At 52.5% G+C, this 26,914-nt stretch carries 31 protein-coding genes, 1 pseudogene and 1 riboswitch; of the genes and pseudogenes, 10 read left to right on the forward strand and 22 right to left on the reverse strand.

Translation table 11 applies throughout. From position 1 onward, the window contains the following. Nucleotide 1: 1 nt before the first annotated feature. Nucleotides 2–727, reverse strand: coding sequence for a peptidoglycan editing factor PgeF (gene pgeF / locus QLH52_RS11305; RefSeq protein WP_101052693.1), 726 nt, complete (start codon nucleotides 725–727; stop codon nucleotides 2–4). Then, on the reverse strand, nucleotides 708–1,661 hold the full coding sequence (gene rluD / locus QLH52_RS11310; protein WP_319961612.1) for a 23S rRNA pseudouridine(1911/1915/1917) synthase RluD: 954 nt from the start codon (nucleotides 1,659–1,661) through the stop codon (nucleotides 708–710). Before rluD ends, pgeF begins: the two co-directional genes overlap by 20 nt. An 83-nt stretch (nucleotides 1,662–1,744) precedes the next feature. On the opposite strand from rluD, the gene QLH52_RS11315 reads away from it, so the two are divergent. From QLH52_RS11315 to QLH52_RS11325, 3 genes are read left to right on the forward strand one after another with little or no spacing between them, the layout of a single operon-like run. After that, on the forward strand, nucleotides 1,745–2,593 hold the full coding sequence (locus tag QLH52_RS11315; RefSeq protein ID WP_171697229.1) for an outer membrane protein assembly factor BamD: 849 nt from the start codon (nucleotides 1,745–1,747) through the stop codon (nucleotides 2,591–2,593). 3 nt (nucleotides 2,594–2,596) lie between these two features. Next, a complete protein-coding gene (locus QLH52_RS11320) occupies nucleotides 2,597–3,817 on the forward strand; it encodes a hypothetical protein (protein WP_205452625.1) in 1,221 nt (406 codons plus the stop codon). 54 nt (nucleotides 3,818–3,871) lie between these two features. After that, nucleotides 3,872–4,426, forward strand: coding sequence for a DUF2058 domain-containing protein (locus QLH52_RS11325; protein ID WP_319961613.1), 555 nt, complete (start codon nucleotides 3,872–3,874; stop codon nucleotides 4,424–4,426). A gap of 4 nt (nucleotides 4,427–4,430) precedes the next feature. Here QLH52_RS11325 and trmB read toward each other — a convergent pair whose 3' ends face one another. The 9 genes and pseudogenes from trmB to aroG all read right to left on the reverse strand — a co-directional run bounded on the left by trmB (nucleotide 4,431) and on the right by aroG (nucleotide 10,404). Next, nucleotides 4,431–5,108 carry a tRNA (guanosine(46)-N7)-methyltransferase TrmB gene (trmB, locus tag QLH52_RS11330; protein ID WP_319961614.1) on the reverse strand — a complete coding sequence of 226 codons (678 nt, stop codon included), beginning with the start codon at nucleotides 5,106–5,108 and terminating at the stop codon, nucleotides 4,431–4,433. 147 nt (nucleotides 5,109–5,255) lie between these two features. Further along, complete coding sequence (locus QLH52_RS11335) at nucleotides 5,256–5,858, reverse strand: hypothetical protein (RefSeq protein WP_319961615.1); 603 nt, start codon at nucleotides 5,856–5,858, stop codon at nucleotides 5,256–5,258. Nucleotides 5,859–5,865: 7 nt separating this feature from the next. Further along, complete coding sequence (locus QLH52_RS11340) at nucleotides 5,866–6,063, reverse strand: hypothetical protein (RefSeq protein ID WP_319961616.1); 198 nt, start codon at nucleotides 6,061–6,063, stop codon at nucleotides 5,866–5,868. Between the two features lie 271 nt (nucleotides 6,064–6,334). Beyond that, a pseudogene (locus QLH52_RS11345) lies at nucleotides 6,335–7,350 on the reverse strand (IS5 family transposase). A gap of 166 nt (nucleotides 7,351–7,516) precedes the next feature. Beyond that, nucleotides 7,517–7,837 carry a hypothetical protein gene (locus QLH52_RS11350; RefSeq protein WP_319961617.1) on the reverse strand — a complete coding sequence of 107 codons (321 nt, stop codon included), beginning with the start codon at nucleotides 7,835–7,837 and terminating at the stop codon, nucleotides 7,517–7,519. Between the two features lie 5 nt (nucleotides 7,838–7,842). Then, nucleotides 7,843–8,043, reverse strand: coding sequence for a (2Fe-2S)-binding protein (locus QLH52_RS11355; protein ID WP_171697235.1), 201 nt, complete (start codon nucleotides 8,041–8,043; stop codon nucleotides 7,843–7,845). Between the two features lie 104 nt (nucleotides 8,044–8,147). Continuing rightward, a complete protein-coding gene (locus QLH52_RS11360; protein ID WP_319961618.1) occupies nucleotides 8,148–8,324 on the reverse strand; it encodes a hypothetical protein in 177 nt (58 codons plus the stop codon). A gap of 19 nt (nucleotides 8,325–8,343) precedes the next feature. Continuing rightward, complete coding sequence (gene thiS, locus QLH52_RS11365; protein WP_319961619.1) at nucleotides 8,344–9,321, reverse strand: sulfur carrier protein ThiS; 978 nt, start codon at nucleotides 9,319–9,321, stop codon at nucleotides 8,344–8,346. A 3-nt stretch (nucleotides 9,322–9,324) separates the two neighbouring features. Further along, nucleotides 9,325–10,404: a 3-deoxy-7-phosphoheptulonate synthase AroG gene (gene aroG / locus QLH52_RS11370; RefSeq protein ID WP_319961620.1), complete on the reverse strand. Its 1,080-nt coding sequence runs from the start codon at nucleotides 10,402–10,404 to the stop codon at nucleotides 9,325–9,327. Nucleotides 10,405–10,510: 106 nt separating this feature from the next. Here aroG and QLH52_RS11375 point away from each other — a divergent pair, with 106 nt between their 5' ends. Together QLH52_RS11375 and QLH52_RS11380 are read left to right on the forward strand one after the other, a co-directional pair. After that, complete coding sequence (locus QLH52_RS11375) at nucleotides 10,511–11,305, forward strand: RMD1 family protein (protein ID WP_033156832.1); 795 nt, start codon at nucleotides 10,511–10,513, stop codon at nucleotides 11,303–11,305. Nucleotides 11,306–11,521: 216 nt separating this feature from the next. Beyond that, complete coding sequence (locus QLH52_RS11380; RefSeq protein WP_033156831.1) at nucleotides 11,522–12,244, forward strand: hypothetical protein; 723 nt, start codon at nucleotides 11,522–11,524, stop codon at nucleotides 12,242–12,244. Here QLH52_RS11380 and cobD read toward each other — a convergent pair. The 4 genes from cobD to QLH52_RS11400 form a co-directional block, all read right to left on the reverse strand. After that, nucleotides 12,215–13,234 (reverse strand): threonine-phosphate decarboxylase CobD, encoded by a 1,020-nt coding sequence (cobD, locus tag QLH52_RS11385; protein ID WP_319961621.1) that lies wholly within the window; start codon nucleotides 13,232–13,234, stop codon nucleotides 12,215–12,217. The two genes, QLH52_RS11380 and cobD, sit on opposite strands and share 30 nt — an antisense overlap. Continuing rightward, complete coding sequence (gene cbiB, locus QLH52_RS11390; RefSeq protein ID WP_319961622.1) at nucleotides 13,227–14,144, reverse strand: adenosylcobinamide-phosphate synthase CbiB; 918 nt, start codon at nucleotides 14,142–14,144, stop codon at nucleotides 13,227–13,229. The genes cobD and cbiB overlap by 8 nt, the downstream gene beginning before the upstream one ends. Nucleotides 14,145–14,259: 115 nt before the next feature. After that, nucleotides 14,260–14,835: a hypothetical protein gene (locus QLH52_RS11395; RefSeq protein ID WP_319961623.1), complete on the reverse strand. Its 576-nt coding sequence runs from the start codon at nucleotides 14,833–14,835 to the stop codon at nucleotides 14,260–14,262. A gap of 19 nt (nucleotides 14,836–14,854) precedes the next feature. Then, complete coding sequence (locus tag QLH52_RS11400; RefSeq protein WP_051670006.1) at nucleotides 14,855–16,678, reverse strand: TonB-dependent receptor domain-containing protein; 1,824 nt, start codon at nucleotides 16,676–16,678, stop codon at nucleotides 14,855–14,857. Nucleotides 16,679–16,797: 119 nt separating this feature from the next. Then, a riboswitch (cobalamin riboswitch) is annotated at nucleotides 16,798–17,015 on the reverse strand. Between the two features lie 139 nt (nucleotides 17,016–17,154). Between QLH52_RS11400 and fliW the strand changes: the two genes are divergently transcribed. Next, complete coding sequence (gene fliW / locus QLH52_RS11405) at nucleotides 17,155–17,613, forward strand: flagellar assembly protein FliW (RefSeq protein WP_033156828.1); 459 nt, start codon at nucleotides 17,155–17,157, stop codon at nucleotides 17,611–17,613. A 48-nt stretch (nucleotides 17,614–17,661) separates the two neighbouring features. On the opposite strand, the gene panD is transcribed toward fliW, so the two are convergent. The 5 genes from panD to pcnB form a co-directional block, all read right to left on the reverse strand. Beyond that, on the reverse strand, nucleotides 17,662–18,042 hold the full coding sequence (gene panD / locus QLH52_RS11410) for an aspartate 1-decarboxylase (protein WP_033156827.1): 381 nt from the start codon (nucleotides 18,040–18,042) through the stop codon (nucleotides 17,662–17,664). 97 nt (nucleotides 18,043–18,139) lie between these two features. Beyond that, nucleotides 18,140–18,991 carry a pantoate--beta-alanine ligase gene (gene panC, locus QLH52_RS11415; protein WP_319961624.1) on the reverse strand — a complete coding sequence of 284 codons (852 nt, stop codon included), beginning with the start codon at nucleotides 18,989–18,991 and terminating at the stop codon, nucleotides 18,140–18,142. A 4-nt stretch (nucleotides 18,992–18,995) separates the two neighbouring features. Then, the gene (panB, locus tag QLH52_RS11420; RefSeq protein WP_319961625.1) at nucleotides 18,996–19,805 is read right to left on the reverse strand and encodes a 3-methyl-2-oxobutanoate hydroxymethyltransferase; all 810 of its coding nucleotides are present in this window, start codon (nucleotides 19,803–19,805) and stop codon (nucleotides 18,996–18,998) included. Beyond that, nucleotides 19,802–20,305 carry a 2-amino-4-hydroxy-6-hydroxymethyldihydropteridine diphosphokinase gene (gene folK / locus QLH52_RS11425; RefSeq protein WP_319961626.1) on the reverse strand — a complete coding sequence of 168 codons (504 nt, stop codon included), beginning with the start codon at nucleotides 20,303–20,305 and terminating at the stop codon, nucleotides 19,802–19,804. Before folK ends, panB begins: the two co-directional genes overlap by 4 nt. Next, nucleotides 20,292–21,602 carry a polynucleotide adenylyltransferase PcnB gene (gene pcnB, locus QLH52_RS11430; protein ID WP_319961627.1) on the reverse strand — a complete coding sequence of 437 codons (1,311 nt, stop codon included), beginning with the start codon at nucleotides 21,600–21,602 and terminating at the stop codon, nucleotides 20,292–20,294. The genes folK and pcnB overlap by 14 nt, the downstream gene beginning before the upstream one ends. 327 nt (nucleotides 21,603–21,929) lie before the next feature. On the opposite strand from pcnB, the gene QLH52_RS11435 reads away from it, so the two are divergent. Genes QLH52_RS11435 through QLH52_RS11445 form a run of 3 tightly spaced genes read left to right on the forward strand, consistent with a single transcriptional unit; the run spans nucleotide 21,930 to nucleotide 23,020 of the window. Next, entirely contained in the window at nucleotides 21,930–22,109 is a 180-nt protein-coding gene (locus QLH52_RS11435; RefSeq protein WP_171697246.1) for a hypothetical protein, read from the forward strand. Then, nucleotides 22,110–22,574, forward strand: a complete 465-nt coding sequence (locus QLH52_RS11440) for an RDD family protein (protein WP_319961628.1) — start codon at nucleotides 22,110–22,112, stop codon at nucleotides 22,572–22,574. Between the two features lie 59 nt (nucleotides 22,575–22,633). Then, nucleotides 22,634–23,020: a hypothetical protein gene (locus QLH52_RS11445; RefSeq protein ID WP_033156821.1), complete on the forward strand. Its 387-nt coding sequence runs from the start codon at nucleotides 22,634–22,636 to the stop codon at nucleotides 23,018–23,020. A 68-nt stretch (nucleotides 23,021–23,088) separates the two neighbouring features. Here QLH52_RS11445 and lptG read toward each other — a convergent pair whose 3' ends face one another. Both lptG and lptF read right to left on the reverse strand, forming a co-directional pair. Further along, the gene (lptG, locus tag QLH52_RS11450) at nucleotides 23,089–24,156 is read right to left on the reverse strand and encodes an LPS export ABC transporter permease LptG (protein ID WP_319961674.1); all 1,068 of its coding nucleotides are present in this window, start codon (nucleotides 24,154–24,156) and stop codon (nucleotides 23,089–23,091) included. After that, nucleotides 24,156–25,289, reverse strand: a complete 1,134-nt coding sequence (gene lptF / locus QLH52_RS11455; RefSeq protein ID WP_319961629.1) for an LPS export ABC transporter permease LptF — start codon at nucleotides 25,287–25,289, stop codon at nucleotides 24,156–24,158. The genes lptG and lptF overlap by 1 nt, the downstream gene beginning before the upstream one ends. A 91-nt stretch (nucleotides 25,290–25,380) precedes the next feature. Between lptF and QLH52_RS11460 the strand changes: the two genes are divergently transcribed. Continuing rightward, the gene (locus QLH52_RS11460; protein WP_319961630.1) at nucleotides 25,381–26,865 is read left to right on the forward strand and encodes a leucyl aminopeptidase; all 1,485 of its coding nucleotides are present in this window, start codon (nucleotides 25,381–25,383) and stop codon (nucleotides 26,863–26,865) included. Nucleotides 26,866–26,914 lie beyond the last annotated feature (49 nt).

Raw genomic sequence — 26,914 nt, forward strand, 5'->3', positions numbered from 1 at the left:
ATTAGTCTCTCCAGATCAAACTGGCCATGCGGCCAGTATTCGCGCCGTCACGGCGATACGAGTAAAAACGTTGAGGATCGGCGACGGTGCATAGGTCACCGCCATAAACGTGTTCCACACCCAGTTCCGCCAGTTTAATACGCGCCAGCCGGTAAATATCCGCCAGCCATTTGCCAGGCTGGCCGGCACGAAACGCTACGGACGTAATCGGATTGTCCTTAATAAACGCATCGCGTACCTCGTCGCCGACTTCGAAATTATCCGGACCTATCGCCGGCCCCAGCCAAACATGCACATCTTCACAACTCATCGCATACAGGGTTTCGGCGATGATGCCGGCCTGCAAACCGCGCCAGCCGGCGTGGGCGGCGGCAACCACTTCGCCGTCGTCTCCACAGAACAGCACTGGCAGGCAATCCGCCGTCAGAATCGCGCATACCGTGCCGGATTGATCGGCAAAGCTGGCGTCCGCCTCCACTAAGCTCTCGGTTTCGTCGGCGTTCACCACGCGCGTCCCGTGCACTTGTTGCAGCCAGACCGGTTCGGACGGCAGTTGCAGCATGTCCTTGATGATGTAGCGGTTGGTTTTGACGTGCTGCGGGTTGTCATTAACGTGACTGGCCGGATTCAAACTGGCGTAAGGGCCGGTACTGACACCGCCGGTGCGCAAGGTGACGGCGGCATGCACATGCGCCGGCAGCGGCCAATCAGGCTTGATCCAATTCATTTTCGGCCAATAATTTCAACAGATTTTGCATGTCTTCGGGGATGGGTTGTTCCCATTCGCAGTATTCGCCGGTTTCCGGATGCTCCAAACCCAATTTCGCGGCATGCAGGGCTTGGCGCTTAAAATTGCGTAAGGCCTCTGCCAACGCGGGATTACAGTCAGCCGGCATTTGGAAGCGGCCGCCGTAGACTTGATCGCCGACCAGCGGATAATTGATGTGCGACATATGCACTCTAATCTGATGCGTGCGGCCGGTTTCCAGCTTGACGCGAATCAGCGTATGGCGCTTAAAGCGTTGTTCCAGCCGGTAATGGGTAATCGCTTCTTTACCGCCGCGCCGCACTACGGCATTGCGTTTACGATCCACCGGATGCCGGCCGATTGGTTCGTCGACGGTGCCACCGGCGGTCATCCAGCCCTTTACCAGCGCCAGATATTCACGATGGATGCTGCGTGCTTGGAGTTGCTCGACCAGGCTGTTATGAGCCTGCAAGGTTTTGGCGATCATCAGCAAGCCGCTGGTATCCTTGTCGATGCGGTGCACTATGCCGGCGCGGGGCAGGGTATCCAGATTGGGGGCGTGATTGAGCAAGGCATTAACTAAGGTGCCATCCCAGTTGCCGACCGCCGGATGCACGACCAAACCGGCCGGTTTGTTAACGATGAGCAAAGAATCGTCTTCATAAACAATGTCTAGCGGGATTTCCTGAGGCGCATATTCGATCACGCGCTCAGCTTCGGCATCCAGCTCGATTTCCTCACCGCCGTCCAATTTCTCGCGGCCTTTCATAACCTCACCATTCACCAATACCCGGCCGGCTTTGATCCAGGTTTGCAGTTTGCTGCGCGAATAATCCGGAAACACTTCGGCCAGACACTGGTCCAGTCGCATACCTGCCAGTTCCTCGGGAACCCTTGCCGTCAATATCGTCATAGTCGTTTTTAAGTTATACTCGCGGCCAGAATGCCGCCAAAAGCTGCAAAAAACCCGCAATATTACAACGTGTTGATAAACGTATGCGATTAGTTTTAGTAAAAACCGTTTTTATCGCCTGTCTGGCTTGGACGCTGCAAGGCTGCGAGACCCTGGATGCCTTTATGAGCAAGGATTCTTCGGCTAATAATAAAGATGAAGAATACGCCGGTTGGGACGATAAGATGTTCCATGAAAAAGCCAAGGAGGCGCTGGACAATAAAAACTATCAAAAAGCGGTGACTCTTTACGAAGCGCTGGAATCGCGTTATCCGTTCGGCGACTATGCGGCTCAGGCCCAATTAAATGTCGCTTACGCTTACTATAAAAACGACGATCCGGAAGCTGGCTTAGCCGCCGCCGACCGCTTCATTAAAATCCATCCACGTAACCCCAATGTCGATTATGCCTATTATCTGAAGGGCCTGATCAATTACAACCGCGGCATCGGCTTTATAGACCGCTTTCTGCCCACGGACTCTTCGCAACGCGATCCCGGTCCGGCCAAAGATTCTTATGATAATTTCCAGGAATTGATCCGCCGCTATCCCAATAGCCAATATGTTGCCGATGCCAAACTGCGGATGATCGCACTCCGTAACAATATGGCAATGTACGAAGTCCATGTCGCCGACTTTTACATGCGCCGTAAAGCCTATGTCGCCGCTGTTAACCGGGCTAATTACATCATCAAGGAATATCAACGCACCCCGGCGGTGCCGTTTGCCTTGCAAATCATGCAGGACGGTTATCGGCAGTTGGGCATGGACGAGTTGGCCGCCGACGCCGAACGAATCTATACCTTGAATTACCCCGCCGGGGCACCGCAAGCCAATTACAAGGATGAAGGCGCCATTCAAAAAGTGTGGGACGCCATGGGCCTGGATAAATAAAACTTGCGCCGTTTGACCTTGTTGCGGCCTGCTTGCTTAGGCTGGCTGCTGTTAAATGCCGGCTTTGGATACGCAGCCGAGCCGGTACCGCTGTTTCAAAACCGCTTTTTCACGCTGTCGCAAAACACCGAATTGGTTTGCGCCACCAGCCAACAACAATTTACACCCACACCGGTACTGGCGGACATCATCCGCTTTTACGAAACAAACCACCCCGGTTTGCGCAAACAAGCGGTGGCGGTGCTGACCGATCATAAAAACCAGGATCATCTCGACGACTTGGCCGATTACCGCGAAGACTGCGCCAACAACACCGCTGGCGAACTCTGCGTACTGGAAAAATATTGGGACGACCCTGAAGCTGCCTGGCGGGCCTTGGCCTTGTTCTACGACACCAAAACCGTGGTCAAACACAGCGATGACTATCGATATGAAGTGCGACGCTTCAACGTAGATCATCTGCGTTTGTTCGAAAAAGCGATTCGTAAGATCCCGGCCTTTTTAAGACAAAGCATCAGCAAAGCCAAGCCGGTAGATAATCTAGAAGAGGAAATCGCCGACAAGCCCACGGTGATGCAGGAACTGATTCGCGATGCGTTTCAGGAGGACTACAAAAACAGCATCTGGCAGGATCATACTCATCCGTTGACGCTGGTGCCGGGCATAGGCTTTCGCTCGCAGACCGTGGCTCAGGTATTCAGCGGCCAGAATCTGATCGTGTTCACCGTCAAGGCTTTCGACAAGGGCAAGGAAGGCGGCACTTACCGGGACATCGGCGTGCAGTATCTGGTGGACTTTAGGCTGCCTATCGTCGTCCATGAAATTGCCCACACCATCGACAACTTTCATTTTTGGAACGGCCAGGATGACCTGTATTTTTTCTACAAGTACCACAAGATTTCCAACGACGAAGACATCATGAAAATCATCGCCGAGGCTAAGCTGGCGTTGTGGCCGTCGAAATGGTTCGAGGCCTTTGAATATTTGGGCGAAGTCAATGAAGGCCGTTATGACGGCACCACGCAAGAAAAACTGGCCGAGTTAGTGGCGCAATACATCCTGATCCCGGAACGCTTGCAACAAAGCGCGCCGGCCGCCTATCAATGGCTGCGTGAGGATATTTTTCGTGGCATCGAATACCAGGGTTACGACCGTTGCGCGGCGCCCTTGACCAAGCCGCTAAGCTGGTGGCAATACGCTACCGGCAAGATGCTGGGCCAGTAAAGCTTTATACTATGCTGACCTTGAATTTTAATCTCGCTAAACCGTTGTCTAGCCATGAAAAAACCGCAAAACCTATCCCTGCAAGAACAACTGCTTAAATCCGGCCTAAGCAACGACGCCAAGCTCAAGCAAGTCAAAGCCGAGAAGCGTAAACAAACCAAACTGGAACGCAATAACGGCGTCGAGGTTGTCGATGAGGTGAAGCTCAGTGCGGAGCAATTGCGACAGGAACAGGTGGAGCGCGACCGAGAACTGAATCGGCGACGCAAGCTGGCCGAGGAGCAAAAAGCCCTGGGGGCGCAAATCAAACAAATTGTCGAAATGAATCGTATCGCTCAGGACCCTAATGGTTTGGCGTACAACTTCACTGACGACAACAAAGTCAAAACGCTATACGTGGCGGAAAATGTACGGGTGGCCTTGATCAATGGCCGGGCAGGTATCGCCAAAGTAGACGGACATTATGAGATCGTACCGGCGGAGGTCGCCCGCAAAGTGCAGGCGCGGGACGCCGCCAGTATCGTGGTGTTGAACGAAGCGACGCAAGATGTCACTGCCGCTGACGATCCGTATGCAGCGTTTCAGATTCCGGACGATTTGATGTGGTGAAGCGCTAGATCTTCCGGAAAATCAAATCCCAAACTCCGTGCCCCAAACCCAGGCCGCGATTTTCAAATTTGGTTAAAGGCCGGTAAATCGGCCGCTCGCAAAAATCGTTGTTGGGGCTGCTGTTTTGCAAACCAGTGCCAGCTGACAAAATCCCCAGCATATCGTTGGCATAATGCTCCCAATCGGTAGCGGCGTGAAAATAGCCGCCGGCCATCAGCTTTTTGTTAAGCAATTCCACGAAACTGGGACGGACGATGCGGCGCTTGTGATGGCGGCGCTTTTGCCAGGGATCGGGGAAGAACAGATGCACGCCGGCCAGGCTGCGATCGGCAATTTTTTGCTCTAGAATCTCGATCGCGTCGTGATGGTAAATCCGCACGTTGTTAATGCCGCGCTGCTCCAGCAACATCATCAAATGGCCGACGCCGGGCCGATGCACTTCAATCCCCAGATAATTCAAATCCGGATTGGCCGCCGCCATCGCCGCCAGGCTGTCGCCGTTGCCGAAACCGATCTCGACAATCAACGGCGCTTGGCGACCAAAGGCTTGTTCGACATCAAAATTCGCCTGCGGCGATAGGCAATATTTATCCCAATGGCTTTCCAGTGCCTGTTTCTGACCGGCGGTAGCCCGGCCTTGGCGGCGGATGAAGCTTTTGATGCGGTGAGGGGAAGGGGGCATAGGATATTCGTGATTGATTAGGCTATTCTGGACTCGAGATGCTCGATAATTTAGCAAAAGAAGGGATCAGTAGCTTATTCGAAATAGGGTCGGTAACCTATTTCCGCATATAACGAACCTAACAAACTGATTACATTAATTAATCTGCTACTGTTTATCGTGTTCCGATGGTATTGCTGGCTTGCCTTTATTCTCTATGGCCTGTTTTAGGAATGTGTTAAATGTATCAAATGCGCCGTATCCAACAACCGCCATTCCGATTACGATAACTGTAAGTAAATTAACCAAGAAATTTGTACCAAGATCCCGTAACCATCCAGAAACTCCTTTTCGTTCAGTTAAATTACCTAACACTTTCGATATTTCGGACTGAATGAGTTGTTTCGAACTTTCGATATCATTACGAACATTCGTTTCTACCGTCCGGGATGTGGTGGCTAGCGTAGATTCTTGAAGTTCTTGTTGCATTTGCTCAAGTTGTCCAGCTAATACTTGATCTAAAAATTTATCGAGGATTACTTCTGCCTGTGCGCGGAATCCTGCAGCGGCAATTTCTGTATCCGTAGCGATATTAAATGACTTAAGAGCATCGTCATCCGGTTCTTGTCCACCATGTTCGTCGGCGTATGCTTGTATATATGCAATTTTTTGACGTTTATAAATCACGTAGGCGAGCGCTCCGACCATATCACTTGGGTCGTCAGCTAGTCTTTTGTATATCCAATTGTAATTACCGTGCTCCTCCGACATACAAACATCACTCTACATTTGCTTCTACTGCCCGAACAGCTTCGGCAAATGCTCGGCGTATATCGCTTGCAGATGGCTTATTTTTTTGAATGATATTTACAACACTGCTAGGCATTTTTGAGAAATCGACGGCTCTACCCTCAATCATTGCCATATTGGCTTTGATAATTGCATCTCTTGTAATCACGTTACGTTTTACAGTCATGGAAGTACTATTCCTTTTACGTATATATGTTCAGTTTACTCTAAAAAACAGCAACATCAAATAAAGACCTGGGGGGCATTGTTTTTTATCAGAAAAACGCCTTAATCGATAGTTTCGCCATATTAGATCAGGCTTTACTTAGGGAACCTCTGAAAAACAACCATTTTGAGCGGCAGTCACTGTCAAAGTGAGTCAAAAATTTCAATATTCGACCGTTTTTTATCAAAAAAGTAGCTTTTCCTCGCAAACCCGCCCGTTTTCGGGCTTATTTTCAAATTTCGGACGCAATCAGGCTCCGGCGTTCATAAGCGTCACCGCGCAGCACGTTGGCAATCGCCGTCAGGAAGGTCAAACGCGCCGCATTTTTGGCTAAACCGCGATAACGATTCTTAGCGTAACCGAAACGAATTTTAATATCCCGGAACACGTGTTCGACCTTGGCGCGGCGGCGGGCCAGTTCGCGGGCAGCTTGGCGTAGTAGCTGGGCATGCTCGCATTCGTCTTGCGTTAACTTAGCCAATTTGCCCGGACGCATGGCCATCACGCAGACCGGGGTGTTTTCGCTGGGCATCTCAGGACGTTTGTCCAAACCTTGATACCCGGCATCGCCGTGTACAAATTGTTCCTCACCGTGCAGTAACGACGCGGCTTCGGCAATGTCACTGACGTTGCCTGAGGTGACTTTCAAGGTATGCACCAAGCCGGTTTCGCTATCGACACCGATATGGAATTTGCTGCCGAAAAACCATTGATTGCCTTTCTTGCTCGAATGCATCTCAGGGTCACGCGCTTTGTCTTGGTTTTTGGTCGAGGTCGGCGCGGCAATCAGGCTGGCGTCAACAATGGTGCCGGCTCTTAAAAACAGCCCCCGCTCCCCCAGCGTTTGGTTGATAGCCTGGAAGATTTGCTCGCTTAATCCGTGCTGTTCCAATAAATGCCGAAACTGTAAAATGGTGCTTTCATCCGGCACCGCTGCCAGGCGAATACCGCAAAAGCGCCGCAACGATTCTATTTCGTACAACGCCTCTTCCACTTGTGCCCCGTGGGTATGCCCGGATCCGAGTAGTTGTAAACAATCTGTGCCACATGCACATGTAGCATGGCAACCAACGGAAACGGTTTTCGCCCCCGCCCGTTGCCTGGCGCATAATGCGGCGCAATCACTGCCAGCATCACCGCCCAAGGCAATAAGCCCTCGAGTTGGTCGAGAAACTTCTCGCGCCGGGTGATTTTGCCTTTGTTGGCGTATTCAGCATCGGCAAAGCTGAGTTGTTGGGGCTCGTTCATGCGCGTCGTCTCTAATGCGATTTCGATGACGCATTATACCGCTTGTCGCTTTGGGGAATTAATCAGAGGTTCCTTAGTGTTCAGTGACAATCTTGAGGCTTATCAATGTTACACGACCGCTAGCGCGGCAATTTAATCAACCAAGCTATAGCGAGAATAAATGGGATCAATCCCCTATTTGCGCTAGCCTCGCCATCGCCGCCAACCCAAATTCGGATTCCGGTTCCTTTTCGACGATTCGTTGCAATATCGACATACTGGGTTTCTCCAGCAAGGCAATGGCTCGCAGTCTTACCGAAGCGTGGTGGGCGTTTAGCGCCGCCAGTTCCGTCAGATAGCCGCTGGCGTCGTTCAATAGCTTGAGGATCACCTTCTCCGGGTCGTCGGTAAACAGATCGCGGACTAACTCGCCATACTGTTCTTGCAAGCGGATCAAGTCCCGGCGGTCGAGTTTTTTGGGTTCGGTGGGATCGTCGCAGCAAGCCATCGGCGTTACGTGTCTTGATTATGCTCGGAGATTAGCTGCTGAAATTCGAATTCGCAGCCACCGCAGCCGGATGCCGCGCCGGTAATGCGGGAGATTCGTTCCGGATCGGTGACGCCCTCGTCAAGTAGTTGTTTGATTTGCTGCTCGGTGGTGCCGCTGCAGTAGCAAATTACTTCGTTTTCGGTGTCAAGCTTCGTGGCGTTCATGATGAAAGGTTTAAGCGTATCAGATGATCGTGTTAACGGTGCGTAAACTGGCACGTTGGCCCATTCGTTCGGTTACGCCCTATCGGGCTAACCCAACCTACGTTCTAAGTTCCGTACTTGATTGTCACAAAAACTGATAGTGCAATAAAAACACCGAAAATGGCCCAACCAATTCGGTTGGCGATTTTTTCAGCATCGTTTTCGGAATGGCCAAGTTTCTGCAAAAAAACAGTAAAAGCTAAATGGACCAACTTTAAAACAAATTTTACAGTTTCCTCCATTACCTAATCTAATACGAGATTACAAAAACAACCCATCAATCGGCGAAGAGGCCGAAGCAAAGCGCTTGCGCGGCATGCGTCCGGCCAGGAAGGCTTCGCGGCCGGCTTCTATGCCTTTTTTCATCGCAGAAGCCATCAATACCGGGTTTTTCGCAGCGGCTATCGCAGTGTTCATCAACACGCCGTCGCAGCCCAGCTCCATCGCCATCGCAGCATCGGACGCAGTGCCGACGCCGGCATCGACCAGAATCGGCACTTTGGCGTTTTCGACGATGGTCAAAATGTTGTAGGGGTTGCGGATACCCAAGCCGGAACCGATCGGCGCCGCCAAAGGCATTACCGCCACGCAGCCGATTTCTTCCAGGCGCTTGGCGGCAATCGGGTCGTCATTGGTGTAGACCATCACGTCAAACCCCTCTTTGACCAGCAATTCGGCGGCTATGTAGGTTTGGGCCACATCCGGAAACAAGGTCAGTTGGTCGGCCAATACTTCCAGCTTGACCAGCTTATGGCCACCCAATAACTCCCGGGCCAGCCGGCAAGTCCGCACGGCATCGTCAGCGGTATAGCAACCGGCGGTATTGGGCAGGATGGTGTATTTGTCCGGAGAAATCACGTCCAGCAAGCTAGGTTCGCCGGGATTTTGGCCGATGTTGGTGCGGCGGATCGCGACAGTGATAATCTCGGCGCCGCTGGCTTCGGTGGCCAGGCGGGTTTCTTCCAGATCCTTGTACTTGCCGCTACCGACCAACAAACGCGAGCGGTATTGTTTGCCGGCCAGCGTGAAATAATCATCCTGTCCGCCACCGATGGCTTGCACGATCTCCAATCTATCGTCAGCTTGCAAGCGTTGGCTGGCGTGTTGGGTAAACGGCAGGATTTCTTTGTTCAATTCCACGGCGATGCGTTTGCCGGTCAAGCCCAAATCGGCAATTACGTCGGCAACGGTGGCGTTTTCGCCATACTCGCGATGATCGCCATTGACCTGTATTTTCATATGTTAAACCTTGTGTGTTTTGGCGGCACGGCGGCGTTCCACGGCGCCGGCCAGATGATGTAACAATTCGGCGCTATCGTCCCAACCCAGGCAGGCGTCGGTGATGCTTTGGCCGTAAGTCAGCGGTTTACCTTCTTCGACATCCTGACGGCCGCCCACCAAGTGGCTCTCCACCATCGCGCCGATGATGCGGTTGTCGCCGCCGCGAATTTGGCTGGCCACATCCTCGGACACCAACATTTGCCGCTGGTATTTTTTCAGGCTGTTGGCGTGACTGAAATCAATCATGATGTTTGGGCGTAACCCGGCTTTCTCCAGACCTTCGGCGACTTGATCGACACTGACTTCGTCATAGTTCGGGCGGCTGTTGCCGCCGCGCAGAATGATGTGGGCATCTTCGTTGCCGCGCGTCGAGAAAATCGCCGAGCGGCCTTCTTTGGTGAGCGACAGGAAGTGGTGCGGACTCATCGCGGCATTGATCGCATCAATGGCGATTTGAATGCCGCCGTCGGTGGCGTTTTTGAAGCCGACCGGACAAGACAAGCCGGATGCCAACTCGCGATGCACCTGGCTTTCGGTGGTTCTGGCACCGATGGCGCCCCAGGAAATCAAGTCCGAGACGTATTGCGGTGTGATCAAGTCCAGATACTCGGTGGCGGCCGGCACGCCGAGATTATTCACATCCAACAATACTTGACGGGCCATCCGTAGGCCTTTGTTGATGTTGAAGCTGGAATTTAAATCCGGATCGTTGATCAAGCCTTTCCAACCTACCGTGGTCCGCGGCTTTTCGAAGTAAACCCGCATCACGATCACCAGGTCGTCTTTCAACTCGTCCATGATCAGTTTCAAGCGCCCGGCGTATTCCACTGCCGCTGCCGGATCGTGGATGGAGCAAGGACCGATAATCACCAGCAATCTGTCGTCGGCACCGGTCAGAATGTTGTGAATCGCTTCCCTGGCATGCAGAATGGTGGCTGCGGCTTGCTCGGTCATCGGGATTTCTTCATGAACCTGAATCGGCGCCACCACGTCCTTGGTTTCACAAATTCTTAAATCATCGGTGTTATAGTTAGTTGGCATGACACTCAGCAATACGCTTTCAGTAGAGGAATTAATTGGCTATTTTAACCGTTTTGCCTGTCGGTGTTACAAACTAATGCCGAAACCGACTTGAGAAAATACGGACATGACAGACGACAGACCCATTAAACGCTGCTTGACGGTGTGCCTGGCGCAATCGTTCGAATTCGCGCAATTGCGGGAAAAACTGCTGGATACCACCCGCGCGCAACTATTTAGAAACGCTTTGGTGGTCGATTACAAAACCGGCTGCGCGATTGTGTTTGCCTATGGCGTGATGGTGTGCTGGAACCTGAATCTCGACGACCGCCGCGCCTTGCAGGATTTATTGCTGGATTACGCGATTAAACCCGACGCCGAACCGCAGGAAGACAATTTCAGCTATGAAATAGGTTGCGAGCAGGACCGGATTCAGCACGATCATATCGAATTGCAATCTGCCGACTTCAAAGTGCTGTTGGCGCTTTCGCACGCGATGGCGCAATCGATCAAATTAGCGGCGTTCGAAGGCCACGCCATCGACACCATTCGCGCCACCAGCCATTTACCGCAATCGCTGGCGCGGGAAGGCAAAATCAAGCTGAATCGCAAAACCATGGCGATGATCCGCGGCCAGCTGTTTCTGACCAAGAGCGACATCATCCTCAATTATGATCTGCTGGATACCCCGGAATTTTTTTGGGAACATCCCGAATACCAGCATATTTATTCAATGGCGGCCAATTATCTGGAAATTCAGCAACGCACCGACGTATTGTCAAAAAAGCTTGAGACGATACACGAGCTGCTGGAAATGCTGGCAGATGAACAAAAACACCAGCATTCCTCAGCCTTGGAGTGGATCATTATCTGGCTGATTGCCGTGGAAATCGTGATGTCGATTTTGGACAAGCTTTTTTAGTTAGCCCAACTCTCAGCGGCCCATTTCGGCACCGGGTTTGCAGCAAGCTAACGTTTGCCCAGGAAAATCAAGGGTTGACGGTATCGACCGGCTGCCGCGATAATCGGTCCAGAGATTGAACTCGCTCACAAAAATATTGGTATCCCCTGCGTCTCCGCTTAGTTTTGCTGCTAAGTCTAAGAAGTCGCATCACTAAATTTACTTTAAGGACAAACCATGAAAATACTATCTGCCCTATTAGCGACGTTTTTGTATTCGGCTAACGCGACTGCGGCTCTTGAATTTACTTTTTCAGGCGATTTCGTCAATTTCAGCACCGGCAATTTTTCAGGACAAGTAACGGTCGATGCTTTGTCACCGAGCTCCAGCGACGTTTTTCCGGCGTCAGGCAGCGAATCCGCCAGTTTACGTTTGGGCTATTCGCTAAGTGCTCCGCTTTCCATATTAGCTAATGGACAAGCGTTGGCGATCGATAACGACCACGCTGTGCTAAATATCGTCGACAACGCCACCGTCAGCGAAGCTCAGATAAACAGTCAGGGGTTTACCAGTACCCAAGTAATGCCGGGCACTTATGACATCCTGACCCTTCATATGGAATCGGCTAGCAACCAATACGATGACAGTGGTCTTTTGGTATCCGGTGCGGAATTTTCGGTGACAGGTTTTTTTGATCAGCTATTACTGGGCGGGGTAGACCTTGATCCGACTAAACTGCCCAGCCTGTTTGGCTTAGCATTTGCCGATAATTTGAAGTTTTTGGTTTTTGAAGTTAACCGAAAATTAGGTGACAGCGAAGATTTTCGTGGCGCTGGTGTCATTACCGCCAGTGACATTGTCGACACTCACGTGTTTACCCCTGTGCCGCTACCCGGCGCGGCGTGGTTATTTGCAAGCGTTATCGCCGGATTAGGTTTGCGGATGCGCAAACACGCTTAATTGCCTGATATCAGGATGAGTCATTGCCTGGGTCAAGCGTTGCCAGGCTGACTCGTCCTTCGGTAAGCCGAAACGCACACTGGCCGGCTCCTGAAACAAGCGGGTCAGAATACCCTGCCCAGCCAATAAATCGTGCAGCTTAGCTGCCTGCTCGCACTTCACCCATTGAAATAAATCGCATCCACCGCTGGGTGGCCAACCGCTGTCGGTCAATAGCTGCTGTAGTCGTTGCCCCTGCTTCGCTAACGATGCAGCAGCGGCGGATTGCCAGCTTCGATCAGCCAAGGCCAGTGCAGCGACATAACGGCCTGGATGGCTGATAGCCCAGGGCCCAAGCCGCTCAGCAAGTTTCGCTAATAAGTCCGACTGGGTAATCACGAAGCCGCAACGGATGCCGGCCAAACCAAAAAACTTACCGACAGACCGTAATATTATCAAACCCGGCCGCACAGGTAGTGGTGCCAGACTGTATTCGGCGGGCAAACTATCGATAAACGCTTCGTCGACTAGTAGCCAGCCGCCACGCCGGCTAAGACTTTCATGCCAATTCAATAGCTGTTGCCGGTTCCATAGCCGGCCAGTGGGATTATTGGGATTGACCAGAATCAGCACATCCAACTCGTCCAGCCGGTCGTCAATTGCCTCCGCTTCGACTCTGACAACTTGATGCTCCGCTTTTTGCCAACTGCCGGCATGCTCGGCATAGGCAGGGTGCAGCAAGCCCACTCGTGATTTCGGCCGTAACAAAGGTAACGCTTGAATCGCCGCTTGCGAGCCGGCTACCGCCAGCAAGGAGTCGTTCTGATAGTAAGCGCGTGCCACCACTAATAACTCGTCATCGTCTTCCGGCAAGCGTTGCCAGCATGCGGCGGGAATCGCAGGCGCCGGCCAGCCGTTGGGATTGATGCCGGTGGACAAATCCAGCCAGTCGGCCAAAGGAATGTCGTATTGGCTTGCGGCTCGCCGCAAGCGTCCGCCATGTTCAAGCAAGGGCGTCTCCCGCGCCGATGACGATTAACCACAACAGCAGAGTTCGGTACATCAGCTTGCAGGCGCGCTTAATATCGCCGTTTTCCGGTAGTTGTGGGCCGCCAAACCAGGGTTTTTGTTTCAGTTGTCCGTGATAACAAGCCGGCCCGCCCAGCTGCAACTGCAGTGCGCCGCCGCCAGCTGTCATCACCGGTCCGGCGTTAGGGCTGTCCAGTAGATGGGCTTGCGTCCGCCAGGACTTGATAGCCTGTGTGGTGTTGCCGAGCAGGGCATAGCTCAAGGCCGTCAAGCGTGCCGGCAACCAATTCAGCAGGTCGTCGAAGCGCGCGGCGGCCCAGCCGAAATATAAATAGCGTTGATTTTTATAGCCCCACATGGCGTCCAGGGTATTGCTGAAGCGGTAGAGCAAGGCGCCGAACGGCCCCAATACGACGAACCAGAACAAGGGCGCAAACACCGCGTCGGCACCGTTTTCCAGCACCGATTCGATAGTTGCACGGCGTACGTCGGCCTCGGTCATCGCTTCGGTCTGACGGCTCACAATTTTACCCACCTGTTGCCGCGCTAACGGTAAATCGCTATCCGATAAGGCGGAATGAACGGCCAGCGCATGTTGCTGCAAGCTACGGGCTGCGATGCAAAAATACAAAACCAGTACATCGATTGTAGTTTGCAGCGGTGGCCAACTCGGTACAAGCCGCAACCAGAGCAGGCAGGGAATTAAGACTATTGCCACCGCCAAAAAGCCGCTGACTCGTTGACGAAAAACCGATTGCTCGTTGTTTAACAGCCGCATTTCTATAGCGCTAGCCCATTTGCCGAACATCACTAGCGGGTGATAAGTATTGCGCGGCTCGCCCAGCCAAAAATCGATGGCTACAGCCAGCAAAATGCTGAGGGTGAGAATCATGATTTACGTTGGATAAACAGGTATTGCAAATCTGGGAGAGCGGAAGGGCATGCTTGCCGACATAGTCCTGACCAGCGCGGCGATGAGAATCACCGCGCTGGATTCTGGAATGCTGTTAGAGGGCTTCGCGAGTGGCTTTGGCAGCCAGTAAGGATTTTACGACAGTTACCAAGCCAAAAATGACTACGCCATAGATCAAGGTAGACGTCAGATAAGGCGGATAATACATCGCAACGCGCTCAATATATTGTGTGAATGAGCCGTTGGGATAGCGTCCGGATAGCCAGTAAAAGCTGCCGTTGGAAAACAGAAACGCGATGGATGTAGCCGCTACTAGAGCCATCAGGCGTTGCGCGGCGGTGGCTATCGACAACCCAGTGAATTGTCGGCACCATTTGCCACCCAACCACATCGCGCCGTAAGAGCCGACCAGAAATACGTAGGCTTTGGAGACGCAAAAATCGCTGACACCAAGTTTAGTGATCGCCAAGTAATCAATCAGCACCGCTTCCGCCAGCAGTAAGGCGAACAAATAGCGTCCGCCCAGCCATAAGCCGGCGAAAAAAAACACCGCCAGCGAAGCGTCCGGCAACGCAAACGGCGTACCGAAATGGTGAAAGCGGGTGGCGGCCATCAGGGCCATCAACGCGACCGCGCCGGGTTTAACAGCCAAGGTTTGATTCAAACTCATAGGGTTCTCCAAAAAAGGTTTAGTAATTGTAATGGATAGAAAAATAGAAATTTCTACCGAAGCTGTTATAGGTGTTAACCGTTTGATAGCGTTTGTCGAACATATTATTCAGTTTGGCGCTTAACATCCAATTTTTGTCGATGCGATAAGCGGTACGCAGATCGGCGGTCATAAAGCTGCCCAGACGGACCCGGTTCGCGGCGTCGTCGAATCGTTCGCTCTGAGCCAGCACGGAGGCACCAATATCAATGTCACCGAACGAGCGCGAGACATCATAGGACAAGCTTTCCGTCACTCGACGCGGCAGGCGCAAATTAGTCTGCCTGTCCTTCGGTGTCATCAGGTTCATGCTTAGTTTGTTGTTCCAGCCGAAAATTGGCGCGGACACTTCGGCTTCTATGCCGTCTATCTGCGCCTTGCCGATATTTCTGGCGGTGGACGGCGTGCCGCTAAATACAATCAAATCCTCGATATTGGTGTGATAAGCGCGCAGTTCCCAGTTGGCCCAATCGTGATGGCCGGCAAAACCGGCTTCGAAGCTGGTGGACTTTTCCGGACGCAAGCCGGGGTTGCCGAAGCCTGGGAAGTATAACTGGTTAAAGGTCGGCGCCTTAAACGCATTGCCGAAACTGGCAAAAGCGCTGAGACCGTAATCCCAATTAAACCGCCAGCCGAAATTGCCGGTGACACTATCGCCGAAAGCCTGGTTTTCGTCCCACCGCAAGGAAGCGTTCAAAAAATGCTTGTCGAAAATCCGGCTGTGCAAATCAGCGAACACTCCGACATCGTAACGCGAGGTTTCGACATAGCGTGTGGTGCTGTCGACTTCGTCGAAGCGGTAATCGGCGCCCACTGTCAATTGGTGATCCTTATGCAAGGCCAGTTCGTTCAGCCAACTGGCGTTCCAGCGCGTGGTGTTGAAACGGCTGGTAAACCGACCGTTATGCCGAAACTGATCGGCATCGTCCATGCTTTGTCCCACCCGCAAAGTGGATTTCCATCTATCGCTGAAATTTGCGCTGGCTGTGGCTCCTAGTGTCTGATTGACAAACTCAGTGGTGCTACTGATGGAGTTGTCGATCTCGGTTTCGCCTTCGGCTCGCAGGAAAAATGCTTCCAGTTCCGCGCCGTTGTCGAAGCGGTAACCGGCTTTGGCATTCAGACTGGTGTTGTTATAGCCGTCGCGGTCCGGATTATAGCCGCTCGCGACGCTGACACCGCTCAGCGCATTGATGCCCTGGCTACCGAGTTGAGCGGCGCTCAAGCTATACCAAGCCTTGCCCCATTTACCGTTGACGGCCGCCGAGCCGTTATAGGTGTCGTATGAGCCGCCGCCGGCTTCCAGCGCAATGTTCGGCCGTTCACTGGTGCCGCCCTTGCGAGTAAATATCTGAATCACCCCGCCGATCGCTTCCGAGCCATAGAGGCTGGACTGCGGGCCTCGAGTGATTTCCACACGTTCGATTTGATCTATAGGAATAAACTGAAATGCGCTGGTGCCGGTGGTCACCGAGCCGGCCTTGATGCCGTCGATTAAAACTAGTACATGATCGGAGTTAGTGCCGCGCAGATAGAGATTGGTGTCCTTGCCGTAACCACCGCTTTGCACCATGTCCACACCCGGCGTGCCTTTTAGTAATTCGGGTAGGGTTCTGACCTGAAGTTTCTCGATGTCCTGACGATTATAAACCGTCATCGCCGTGGCTAATTCGTTCTGCCGAGTCTCGGTTCGGGTAGCCGTCACGACTGTTTCGGCAAGGTTGATAGCCTCATCGCTAGTCGCCGCCCACACTGTAAAAGGCGTACTCGCCAGCAATAAAGATCTGTATAGAATTGTTTGCATATTATCCTCTGCGCCCGCCGCGCATCCGGGTGAAAAAGGACAGAGGAAAAACGGAAAACGAAAAAGACGGAGGCAGGCTAGGCATGGACTCAGACCATTCCGTCAACAGCCCTCCGCTGTCTCGAATGATCTTCCGGGCCAGTCTCCGGGCTTATAAGTGGCTTGAGGCCTGATCTGCGACCTTCCCATGCAAAGCGCACAGTGGCAAAAACGCAGCTCTTTACTTATCTACCGTTGCGGGGGCAGCGCCGGCATGGGCGGTTAAAACCGCCGCACCGACTTCCTGTTTAAGCTTGGCCGAGAAAGCGGCGCAAACACCTGAAAGAAGCGCGCAATTTTAGGGAGTCGGGCATGATAAAGCAAGAGTGTCCGAGCGGGTCGCCCACAATCGGCATTGCAAATACCCCTTTCCGTGCTATACATTGGTGCATTGATTAATGCTGTTAACTTAGACTTCAACGAATACGGGCGGGATCATGGAAATTCAATCGAAATTGTTAGGCAACCAAGACATCAATCCGGACACTATCATCAATTTTCCGCGCGGCCTACCCGGTTTTGAAGATCAGACCCGCTTTAAATTATTTCATCAGGAAGGCAGCGAGATTGTCTATTGGCTGCAATCGGTCGATAACGCGGAGCTGACTTTTTCCGCGGCTCATCCGTCGCACTTCAACATCAATTATAACTTTACGGTAACCGACCCCGAAGAAGCGCTGCTGCAACTAGAGCCGGGCGACGAACTGGTGATATTAATTCTGCTACACAAAGACAACGAGCAGGATAATGGTAAGCCGACCATTAAAGGCTCGATCAAATCGCCAATCTTAATCAACGCCAACAAACGCATCGGCATGCAAAAAGTATTGGTGGCAATCGAACAAAGCATCACCCTGACCGAGAAGGTCAGTGAGATAGATGTATCTGAAGCTTAAAAAATGCAAACATCCACCGGCGATTGCGTTCGCCGGCGGATGTTTAAATCAGGCGGCCTGAACAGGAATGGAATGACTGGAATGGCTAATACGATTGTTGCCGTCGAAATACACCAAAGTCGGCTTGTAGTTCGTCAGTTCCTTCTCATCTAAGCTGGCGAACGCACAAACGATAATCAAATCGCCAGGGCACGCCAACCTTGCAGCTGCACCGTTAATCGAAAATACGCCGGAATCTTCTTCGGCGCGAATCGCATAGGTGGTAAAGCGTTGACCATTGTTAATATTGTAAATATGGATTTGCTCGTACTCCCTGATGCCGGAAAAATCCAAAATTTTACCGTCTATAGCACACGATCCTTCGTAATCCAGCTCGGAATGCGTTACCCGCGCACGGTGTAACTTAGCTTTAAGCATGTTTATGTTCATGGTAAACAAGGTCGAATACTAGGGCCGGCGATTATGCCTGAAATTGACTCTGCTATCAAATTTAAGCATTAGCTTTTAAAGGTAAAAACCAATGCAGTCAGTTGTTTATTGTAGAAAAATACAGGTTATCGATCAGGCGTGTAGTGCCCAGCTTGGCAGCAGCCAAAATCAGCAGATTAGCGTCGCAGGTGCTGGCCGGCAATAAATCCTTGCTACGGCAAATGCTGAAATAGTCGACGGCAAAACCGGCTTGCTGCAGATTTTGGCGCTGCCGTTCTGCCACGGCTGGATAATCGACATGTCCCGCTAAAATCTCGTCGCGTGCAGCGATCAAGGCTTGATAGAGCTTGGGCGCGTGCTGTCTTTGTTGGTCGGTCAGATAGCCGTTGCGGGAACTCATCGCCAAGCCATCGTCCTCCCTAACCGTTGCCACGCCCTGGACTGCAACGGGTATATTCAAATCGGCGACCATTTGCCGAATCAGCGTCAGTTGTTGAAAATCCTTCTCGCCCAACAACAACAGGTCGGGCTGGACCATGTTCAACAGCTTGCAAACAACCAAGGCTACGCCGTCAAAATGTCCGGGCCGGCTGGCCCCGCAATGCAGGGCCGACAAGCCGCTGACTGAAATGCCGGTTTGCGTGGCTTGCGGATACATTTCCGTCACCGCCGGCAAGAACAGTAAATCGGCGCCGTTTGCTATCAGCTTTTCCTGATCCTGCTGCTCGGTGCGCGGGTAACTGGCAAAATCTTCGTTTGGCCCAAATTGGGTGGGATTGACGAAAATACTGACCACCATTTTATCGGTCTGTTGCTTGGCCGTGCTAACCAGTTTGATATGCCCGGCATGCAGATTGCCCATGGTCGGCACGAAACCGACGCTATGGCCGGCTTGCCGCCATTGGCGGATGACTTCTCTCAAGGCGGCGACGCTGGTGACTATCTGCATAAGCTTAATAACTGTGTTCGGACGCTGGAAATTGCGCGGATTTAACCGCTTGATGATAGTGGCGCACCGCCTCTTCTATGCTGGAGGCGTCGGCCATAAAGTCTTTAGAAAAGCGCGGCCGCTTGCCGGTGCTGATATTCAACATATCGTACAGCACCAACACCTGGCCATCGCAATCAACACCAGCGCCGATGCCGATAGTCGGAATACTCAGCCGCTGACTTATTTCGGCGGCTAGTTGCGCAGGTACGCATTCCAGTACTAAAAGGCTTGCTCCCGCTTGCTCGATTTTTTCCGCATCCGCCAAAATTTGTTTGGCTTGCTGTTCTTCACGACCCTGCACTTTATAACCGCCTAAGCGATTTACGGATTGCGGTAACAGACCTAGATGGCCGCAGACCGGAATGCCTTGATCCACCAGAAAGCGAATGACGTCGAGCTTGGCGCCTTCCAGCTTGACCATTTGCGCGCCACCCAACTGCATCAAGCTTGCCGCATTCAGCAATGCCTGCTCCGGTGTAGCGTAACTGGCAAACGGCAAGTCGGTAACCACAAAAGCTCGCTTCCTGGCCATTGCCACGCTACGGCTGTGATACACCATATCGCTCAGTGTGACCGGCAAGGTGCTGCCGTGTCCTTGAATCACCATGCCTAACGAATCGCCGATCAGCAGTACGTCGATACCCGCTCTGTCCAACAGCGCGCTGAAGCTGGCATCGTAAGCAGTCAGGCAACTGATTTTCTCGCCGGCTCGTTTCATTGCCGCCAGATCACTGATCGTCAGCGCCTTTAAGGCATCGGCATATAAGTTCATACTGTTATTTTTCGCAAGCCGTCGGGCGGACAAGCCGCCAAGAGTTGCGACAATGAATCCAGGTCCGGAATCTGCAAATCGCTGCTTGCCACATCGGCCAAGGGATACAACACAAATGCCCGCTTGGGCAGCTCCGGATGCGGCACAATCAGGTCCGGTTCGTTAATGCGCTGTTGTGCGTAAAGCAATACATCCAAATCCAGGGTTCTGGCTCCCCAACGCACGTTGCGCAGCCGGCCATGCTGGTTTTCGATTTGCTGTAATTGTCTGAGCAAAACCAAAGGTTCCAGCTCGGTCGAAATTCGCAGCACCGCATTCACGTAATCGGGCTGATCTTGCGGCCCAACCGGCAAGCTGCGGTACAAGGGCGAGAAGGCAATTTCGACCACACCCGGCAAGGCCGCGATTTCCTGTCTGGCCCGATTGACATGATCGACAGAGTCTTCGAGATTGCTGCCCAAGCCTATATAGGCCTCGACAGCTGACTTAGCTAGCGTCATTGCCGACGGGGGCGGGTTTGCCTCGAGAACGGTAACGACCGGTTTTCCGGTTACGGGGTTTACCGCCGCCGGATTTTGGCGGCGCGGTCATTCTTTCCCGCTCCGCATCGTCGGCTTCCTGAAAACGTGTCCACCATTCGACCAGTTCCGGATCGGCGCCGCCGGTTTCCGCGCGTAGCCGCAAAAAATCGTACGCTGCTCTGAATTTAGGCTGCTCCAGCAAACGATAAGGCCTTGGCCCAACCGTTCTGGAGAACTTGTTCTGCAAAAACCACACTTCGCGCATCGATTGGGTGATGTGGCGCGGTAGCGCAGTGACCTTGATTTGCCGGGTCAGCACTTCGTTGGCGGCGTTCTGATAGGCCAGTGTTTCGTTTTCGCCGTGGGCGATGCGTCTTTGCGCGGCTAATTGCAGCGGCTCCCACAACAGGGCGGCTAATAAAAAATAAGGTGTCAGCGTTTTGCCGTCGTTGAAGCGGGTGTCGGAGTTTTCCAAGGCCCGGATCAAGAACAAGCGCGGAAAATCATGATCTTCGCTGGCCAGGCAGCGATCGGTTTCCGGAAATAAAATCGCAAACAAGCCGTAATGCCTGAGCATCTCGAAGGTTTGTAGGCCGTAACCGGACAAAAACAATTTAATGACTTCATCGTAAAGACGCGCCGAGGGGATGCTCTTCAATAAATCGGCTTGGGCGTAAATCGGTTTTTCAGTATCCGGATGCAGCGTAAAACCCAGCTTCACGGCAAAACGGATGGCGCGCAGCATCCGCACCGGGTCTTCTCTATAGCGTACTTCCGGGTCGCCGATGAGACGCATGACCGCCGCCGCGTGATCCTGCATGCCGCCGGTATAATCCACCACGGAAAAATCGCGGATGTTGTAATACAGCGCATTGACAGTGAAATCTCGGCGCCAGACATCCTGTTCCAGTGTGCCGAACACGTTGTCGCGCAATAACCGGCCGTCTTCATGCACAACTTGCTGGTCGGATTCTTCCGTTTCCGAGCCGCGAAACGTCGCCACTTCTATAATCTCGCGGCCGAAAAACACATGCGCCAGTCGAAAGCGCCGGCCAATAATTCGGCAATTACGAAATACTTGCTTGATTTGCTCCGGGCTGGCGTTAGTGGCCACGTCGAAATCCTTAGGCTCCCGCCCCAGCAGCAAATCCCTGACGCAGCCGCCCACCAAATAGGCCTCGTAATCGGCTTTTTTCAAGCGCTGCAGCACTTTCAGGGCGTTTTCGCTGATTTGTGCACGAGAAATGCAATGCTCTGATCGCGGATAAATCTTCACGGCACTCGACCCTGCCGATTCATTAACCGGTTCGGCAATTTGCTCAACCGGTGAAAAGATTTTTTTGAAGAAACTAAAAATGACTTTATCCCTTAATTTAGAATGACGTGTGCCAGCTTTTTCGAGGCTTCGGGCGCGAACGTCCTAGCGGTCTTATCATAACACCTCGCCAGATTTAAGCTCAATCCAGCACATTCTTTTACATTCCCTTGGGTTAAATGTAGAATTTCGCCATTCGCCGAATATTTTGGTGTAATAACATAAAAATTGGCTGTACTTGTCGCCCTTAGGCCGGTGACGGGGAATTTATATCGGAGAGTGGAGCGTATGTTTAAAAAAATTTTACTGGGTTTTGTAGACCAGCCTGTATTTACTAGTCTATTCGTCGCCGATTTCGCATTATTGGTTTTCCATAGACCGCCCTTTTTATTTTCAATTGTCATGATGGGCGCGCTGGTGGCCATGAGCATGTACATGGGGCAAAAACTGGCGATTTTCGACAAATAATTGCGACAATCCGCTAAAGCAAGCACTCCAAAACCCGGCGTGGATTTACCGTCCCCTCCGGGTTTTTTGCGTCGGCTGGCGGCTGCTGGTTACGATGCTTTCTTACTGCTGGCGATATGGTTTTTCGCCACGGCCATCGCTCTGCCTTTTAACGCCGGCCAAGCATTTGCCAGCGATCAGTTTTTTTATCCACTTTATCTGCTCGGCATCAGCTTTGTTTTCTATGGCTGGTTTTGGACCCACGGCGGCCAGACCCTGGGTTTGCGCGCCTGGAAAGTTAAAGTCAGCGCCTTGGATGGTCGCTCTCCCAATTGGCAGCAAGCCAGCGTCCGCTTCGTTGGCGGTTTATTATCCTGGGTTTGCTTGGGGCTAGGGTTTTTCTGGTGTCTATTCGATAGAAACGGCCAATGCTGGCACGATTACCTGTCAAAAACCCGGCTGGTTTTTCAGGAAGAAAAGCGCTGACGGCAAAAGCGGATATGCTATATTCCAGGCTCGATCAACCTACCAGCCGGGAATATACGATGAAAACAATAACAATACTTTTCTCCCTGTTTGCCGCCGTTGCCGCCGGCACCGCCAATGCCGAAGTCAAACTGGCGGATAACTCCAAATTACTGGGTAAATGGCAGGTCACTCACGAAGCCCTGGCTCTCGACCGCGAAAAGAAGCCCTTGCACGTCACTTGGGAATTTCAAAAAGACGGTACCTTGATAACCACCGGTGAAGATGCGCGTAGCGGCATCGGGGAAATGACCATCCCAATCAAATATAGCGTGGCCGACGGCGTGATAAAAAAGCAAGTCACACCTGGCCGGGAAAAATACGAAGATTGCGCGGTGGTGGAAATGGACGAAAAAGATGCGATTTTGAAATGTAAGTTTCTTTATTTGTTCATGACGCGCAAATAACCGCCGTCATAACGCTCCACGGAACGGAAGCAAGGGTTTTCCGTTCCGTGGAGAGGCAACTATGCCGCCTAGCTGACCCGCTTAACCGCGATCAGCGCGCCTAAAAACACCAAAGCACTCGGCAACATCGCCATCAACATCGGATTCATGTCGTAAACCAAACCGACATGGCCGGCAATCTTGTCGAAAATGTTAAATGTCATCCCGATCACGATGCCCATCATGATCCGCGCGCCGGTGCTGGTGCCGCGACCGATGCCAATCACAAACGGCGCCGACACCATCAACATCACAAAGGTCACAAACGGGTTGATTAAACGGCTCCAAAATGCCAACTCGTAACTTTGCGACTTTTGATTGTTCTGCTTCAGGAAATCGATGTACATGAACAAATCGTAAAGCGACAGGTTGTCGGATTTAACGACAGCCACTTTCAACAAATCCGAGTCGATGCTGGATTTCCAGCTTTGTTCTGCTTGAGTGCCGGCATAAATTTGCTGCCGATTGATTTCGGATTGTTTGACGCTTTCCAAGCGCCATTGTTTGTCGCCTAAAAACTGCGCATGCTCGGCCTGAGTGATGCGGTTGAGTTTATGTGCATCGTCGACATCGTAAATGCGTACATCGGCCAGCGAGCCGTCGTCGAGAATTTTGCGGACGTTGATAAAGCTATTGCCTTCTCTCAGCCACATCCCGTATTGCGAGCGCATCACCACGCCGTCGTGCAGCGCCGTGGTTTTCAGCACTTGTGCGGCGCGCTCGCAAGACGGCGCGACGAATTCGCCCACCAGCACGGCAACGCTTACCAACAGCAAGCCTGCCAGCATAATGGTTCTGATAATCCAGGCGATGGATAAACCGGCGCCGCGCATCGCCACAATCTCGCGGTTATTCGCCATCGAGCCCACGACGAACAAGCTACCCAGCAACGCCGCCGACGGTACCAATTCGTAAAATACCCGCGGCGAGGTTAAGGTCAAAAACCATAAAATCTGTTTCAAGCCGTAACCGCCTTGCCCCAAATCTTTTAACTCGTCGCTGAAGCTGAATAGATTGAACAGCGTCAATAACAATATCACCGCAATTAAGGAGCCCTTGACGACTTCTTTGACGATGTAAATGGTTAATACGTTGATCATGACAGCTTCTCCTTAAGACTTTGCGACAACCATTGCCAACCGTACAAACGCATCAACATTAACAAACCCAAGACCAGTAACAAGGCGTCCACCCAGAAATAGCCCAGCCAGGAGGGCAGCGCCCCGCTGATTACCCAACTGTGGTTGACCCGCTGCAAATTGCCGTAAACGAAATAAATCCCAAAAGCTACCAGCATACTGCCGTATATACCGCCGCGCGGCGACAGCTTAGCTAAGGGCACTGCCAGAAAAGCCAATAAAATAACCCCTAACGGCGTGCTGAAACGATCCTGCAACTCGGCGACATCGCGCAGTTCCGGAGACAGCCATAAATTCTCGGTAGTAGTAGCCTCGCGGCCCAAATTCAAAATGGTGACCTTTTTTTCGATCAGCACGGCATATTCTTTAAATGTCTCAATGGTGAAGTCCTTGTTGCCTGGTACGCCTTGAATCCGTTCGCCATTTTCCAACACCAGATACAAGCCGCCGGGCAAATTTTTCAACCAACCGTATTCGGCGTTTACCACGCCGGCTTTGTCGCCTTGTTTGTTTTGCACGAACACCTTGTGCATGCGGCCTTCGTCATCGACGTTTTCGGTGTAAAAAATCAACTCGCCGTCGCTGTACTCGCTGAAGCGGCCGGCAGCGATGCCGCGAATATCGGCATTTTGTTTATCCTGATGCATCAACTGCTCGGTTTTGGCCTCCGCCCACGGCGAAGCCAGCATGGATAGCGCCATACCCGCCAGACTTAACGGTATGACCAGCATAAATATCGCCCGATAAATGGTAAACACGCTGCCGCCGGCCGAGGAAATTGCCGCCATCTCCTGCTCGCGGTACATGCGGCCCAATACCATCAATACCGCCATGAACAGCGCGGCGGGCAGGAAGGTGGTCGTGGCGACGACGATTTTCAAACCCAGTAAGGTCATCACCGTATCGTTGGCGATATTGCCTTCGATGGCCTGCGCCAATACCTTGATAAATTTGCGGCTGACGATGATCACCACCAACACGACCAACACGGCGGTGACGGTGTGAAACAGCTCCTTGATTATCATTTTATCCAGCACCGTCAACAGCCGGAAAGGCCGGCCCGCGCTGGGTAATCCTCGCTCAATGCTCAACAACTCACTCCTAATTTCTAAGGTATAATCGAACCACAGACCGCTGCATCCGGCGCAAACCCTCAATCCCAGATACTTACAGACTACTCTCATGGACTATTCTATAGAAAGCTCACCCTTAGACAAACTGCAAAGCGACTGTCTGCTGGTCGGAATCTACGAAAATCAACAACTCAGCCCGGCGGCAACCCAATTGGACAGCCAATTCGGCGGTTTGTTGACCAAGCTAATCGGCCGCGGCGACATCAGGGGCAAAAACGCCGAAACCTTATTGATCAATAACCTGCCCGACGGCAATATCGCCCGCATCGTGCTGCTCGGGTTTGGCGAGCGCGGCAAAGTCACGCGCAAGCAATACCGTAAAGCTTTGGCGGCTGCGATTAAAATCGTCAAGGACAGCAAAGTCAGTGCCGCCAGCTGCGCACTGCTGGATATAGACGTCAACGGTGCGGATAGCCAATGGAAAGCCCGCCAAGTGGTGGAAGTATTCAACGATGGTCTGTACCAATATAGCGCCACCAAAAAAGTCGACGACAAAAATCCGCTGCAAAAGCTGGCTGTAGTGGCCGACGATAGTCAACAAGGTTTGGCCGAATCGGGCCTGCAACAAGGTATCGCCATCGCCAGAGGCATGGAATTGGCCAAACACTTGGCCGACCTGCCCGGTAATATCTGTACGCCTACTCACTTGGCCGAACAAGCCCTAGCTCTGGCCGGCGAGCACGACAAACTCACCTGCGAGATTTTGGAAGAAAGCGACATGGAAGCCCTGGGCATGGGCTCCTTTCTGTCGGTATCGCGCGGCAGCCGCCAGCCTGCTAAATTGATTTGTCTGGATTACCAAGGCGGCGACAGCAACGCCAAACCCATTGTCTTGATCGGTAAGGGCTTAACTTTCGATGCCGGCGGCATTTCCTTGAAACCCGGCCTGGGCATGGACGAAATGAAATACGACATGTGCGGCGGCGCCAGCGTGTTGGGTCTGGTGCGCATGGCGACATTGTTGAATCTAAAATTAAACATCGTCGGCTTGATTCCGGCCTCGGAAAACCTGCCGGATGGCGCGGCCAACAAACCAGGCGACATCTGGACCAGCATGTCCGGCAAAACCATCGAAATCCTGAACACCGATGCCGAAGGCCGCTTGATTTTGTGCGACACGCTCACCTACGCAAAGAAATATAACCCGGATGTGGTCATTGATATGGCGACCTTGACCGGCGCCTGTATCGTCGCCTTGGGCCGGGTACCGAGCGGCTTGTTCGGCAACGACGACAAACTCTGCAACGATTTGCTGAGCGCCGGCGATGCCGCCTGCGACTTGGTTTGGCGCATGCCGATCTGGGAAGAATATCAGGAGCAACTAAAATCCAACTTCGCCGATCTGGCCAACATCGGCGGCCCGGACGGCGGCAGCATCACGGCAGCGGTGTTTTTATCCAAATTTGCTGAAGAATACCGCTGGGCGCATATCGACATCGCAGGCACCGCTTGGCGCACCGGCGCCAACAAAGGCGCCACTGGCCGGCCGGTCCCGCTGGTAAGCCAGTATTTGCTAAACCGCGCCTCGGCTTAAGGCCGAGCGTAACAGAGGCTTTCGCGGTGATCCGGTGTCGCGAAAGCCT

The sequence above is a fragment of the Methylomonas defluvii genome, assembly GCF_033949435.1.
In the GTDB taxonomy this organism is placed as follows: Bacteria; Pseudomonadota; Gammaproteobacteria; order Methylococcales; family Methylomonadaceae; genus Methylomonas; species Methylomonas defluvii.

Excerpts from the sequence above, each read along its gene's own strand:
- pgeF (WP_101052693.1), bottom strand. The coding sequence starts at position 727 with ATGAATTGGATCAAGCCTGATTGGCCGCTGCCGGCGCATGTGCATGCC.
- rluD (WP_319961612.1), bottom strand. The coding sequence starts at position 1,661 with ATGACGATATTGACGGCAAGGGTTCCCGAGGAACTGGCAGGTATGCGA.
- QLH52_RS11315 (WP_171697229.1), top strand. The coding sequence starts at position 1,745 with ATGCGATTAGTTTTAGTAAAAACCGTTTTTATCGCCTGTCTGGCTTGG.
- QLH52_RS11325 (WP_319961613.1), top strand. The coding sequence starts at position 3,872 with ATGAAAAAACCGCAAAACCTATCCCTGCAAGAACAACTGCTTAAATCC.
- trmB (WP_319961614.1), bottom strand. The coding sequence starts at position 5,108 with ATGCCCCCTTCCCCTCACCGCATCAAAAGCTTCATCCGCCGCCAAGGC.
- QLH52_RS11335 (WP_319961615.1), bottom strand. The coding sequence starts at position 5,858 with ATGTCGGAGGAGCACGGTAATTACAATTGGATATACAAAAGACTAGCT.
- QLH52_RS11340 (WP_319961616.1), bottom strand. The coding sequence starts at position 6,063 with ATGACTGTAAAACGTAACGTGATTACAAGAGATGCAATTATCAAAGCC.
- QLH52_RS11350 (WP_319961617.1), bottom strand. The coding sequence starts at position 7,837 with ATGGCTTGCTGCGACGATCCCACCGAACCCAAAAAACTCGACCGCCGG.
- QLH52_RS11355 (WP_171697235.1), bottom strand. The coding sequence starts at position 8,043 with ATGAACGCCACGAAGCTTGACACCGAAAACGAAGTAATTTGCTACTGC.
- QLH52_RS11360 (WP_319961618.1), bottom strand. The coding sequence starts at position 8,324 with ATGGAGGAAACTGTAAAATTTGTTTTAAAGTTGGTCCATTTAGCTTTT.
- thiS (WP_319961619.1), bottom strand. The coding sequence starts at position 9,321 with ATGAAAATACAGGTCAATGGCGATCATCGCGAGTATGGCGAAAACGCC.
- aroG (WP_319961620.1), bottom strand. The coding sequence starts at position 10,404 with ATGCCAACTAACTATAACACCGATGATTTAAGAATTTGTGAAACCAAG.
- QLH52_RS11375 (WP_033156832.1), top strand. The coding sequence starts at position 10,511 with ATGACAGACGACAGACCCATTAAACGCTGCTTGACGGTGTGCCTGGCG.
- QLH52_RS11380 (WP_033156831.1), top strand. The coding sequence starts at position 11,522 with ATGAAAATACTATCTGCCCTATTAGCGACGTTTTTGTATTCGGCTAAC.
- cbiB (WP_319961622.1), bottom strand. The coding sequence starts at position 14,144 with ATGATTCTCACCCTCAGCATTTTGCTGGCTGTAGCCATCGATTTTTGG.
- QLH52_RS11395 (WP_319961623.1), bottom strand. The coding sequence starts at position 14,835 with ATGAGTTTGAATCAAACCTTGGCTGTTAAACCCGGCGCGGTCGCGTTG.
- QLH52_RS11400 (WP_051670006.1), bottom strand. The coding sequence starts at position 16,678 with ATGCAAACAATTCTATACAGATCTTTATTGCTGGCGAGTACGCCTTTT.
- fliW (WP_033156828.1), top strand. The coding sequence starts at position 17,155 with ATGGAAATTCAATCGAAATTGTTAGGCAACCAAGACATCAATCCGGAC.
- panD (WP_033156827.1), bottom strand. The coding sequence starts at position 18,042 with ATGAACATAAACATGCTTAAAGCTAAGTTACACCGTGCGCGGGTAACG.
- panC (WP_319961624.1), bottom strand. The coding sequence starts at position 18,991 with ATGCAGATAGTCACCAGCGTCGCCGCCTTGAGAGAAGTCATCCGCCAA.
- panB (WP_319961625.1), bottom strand. The coding sequence starts at position 19,805 with ATGAACTTATATGCCGATGCCTTAAAGGCGCTGACGATCAGTGATCTG.
- folK (WP_319961626.1), bottom strand. The coding sequence starts at position 20,305 with ATGACGCTAGCTAAGTCAGCTGTCGAGGCCTATATAGGCTTGGGCAGC.
- QLH52_RS11435 (WP_171697246.1), top strand. The coding sequence starts at position 21,930 with ATGTTTAAAAAAATTTTACTGGGTTTTGTAGACCAGCCTGTATTTACT.
- QLH52_RS11445 (WP_033156821.1), top strand. The coding sequence starts at position 22,634 with ATGAAAACAATAACAATACTTTTCTCCCTGTTTGCCGCCGTTGCCGCC.
- QLH52_RS11460 (WP_319961630.1), top strand. The coding sequence starts at position 25,381 with ATGGACTATTCTATAGAAAGCTCACCCTTAGACAAACTGCAAAGCGAC.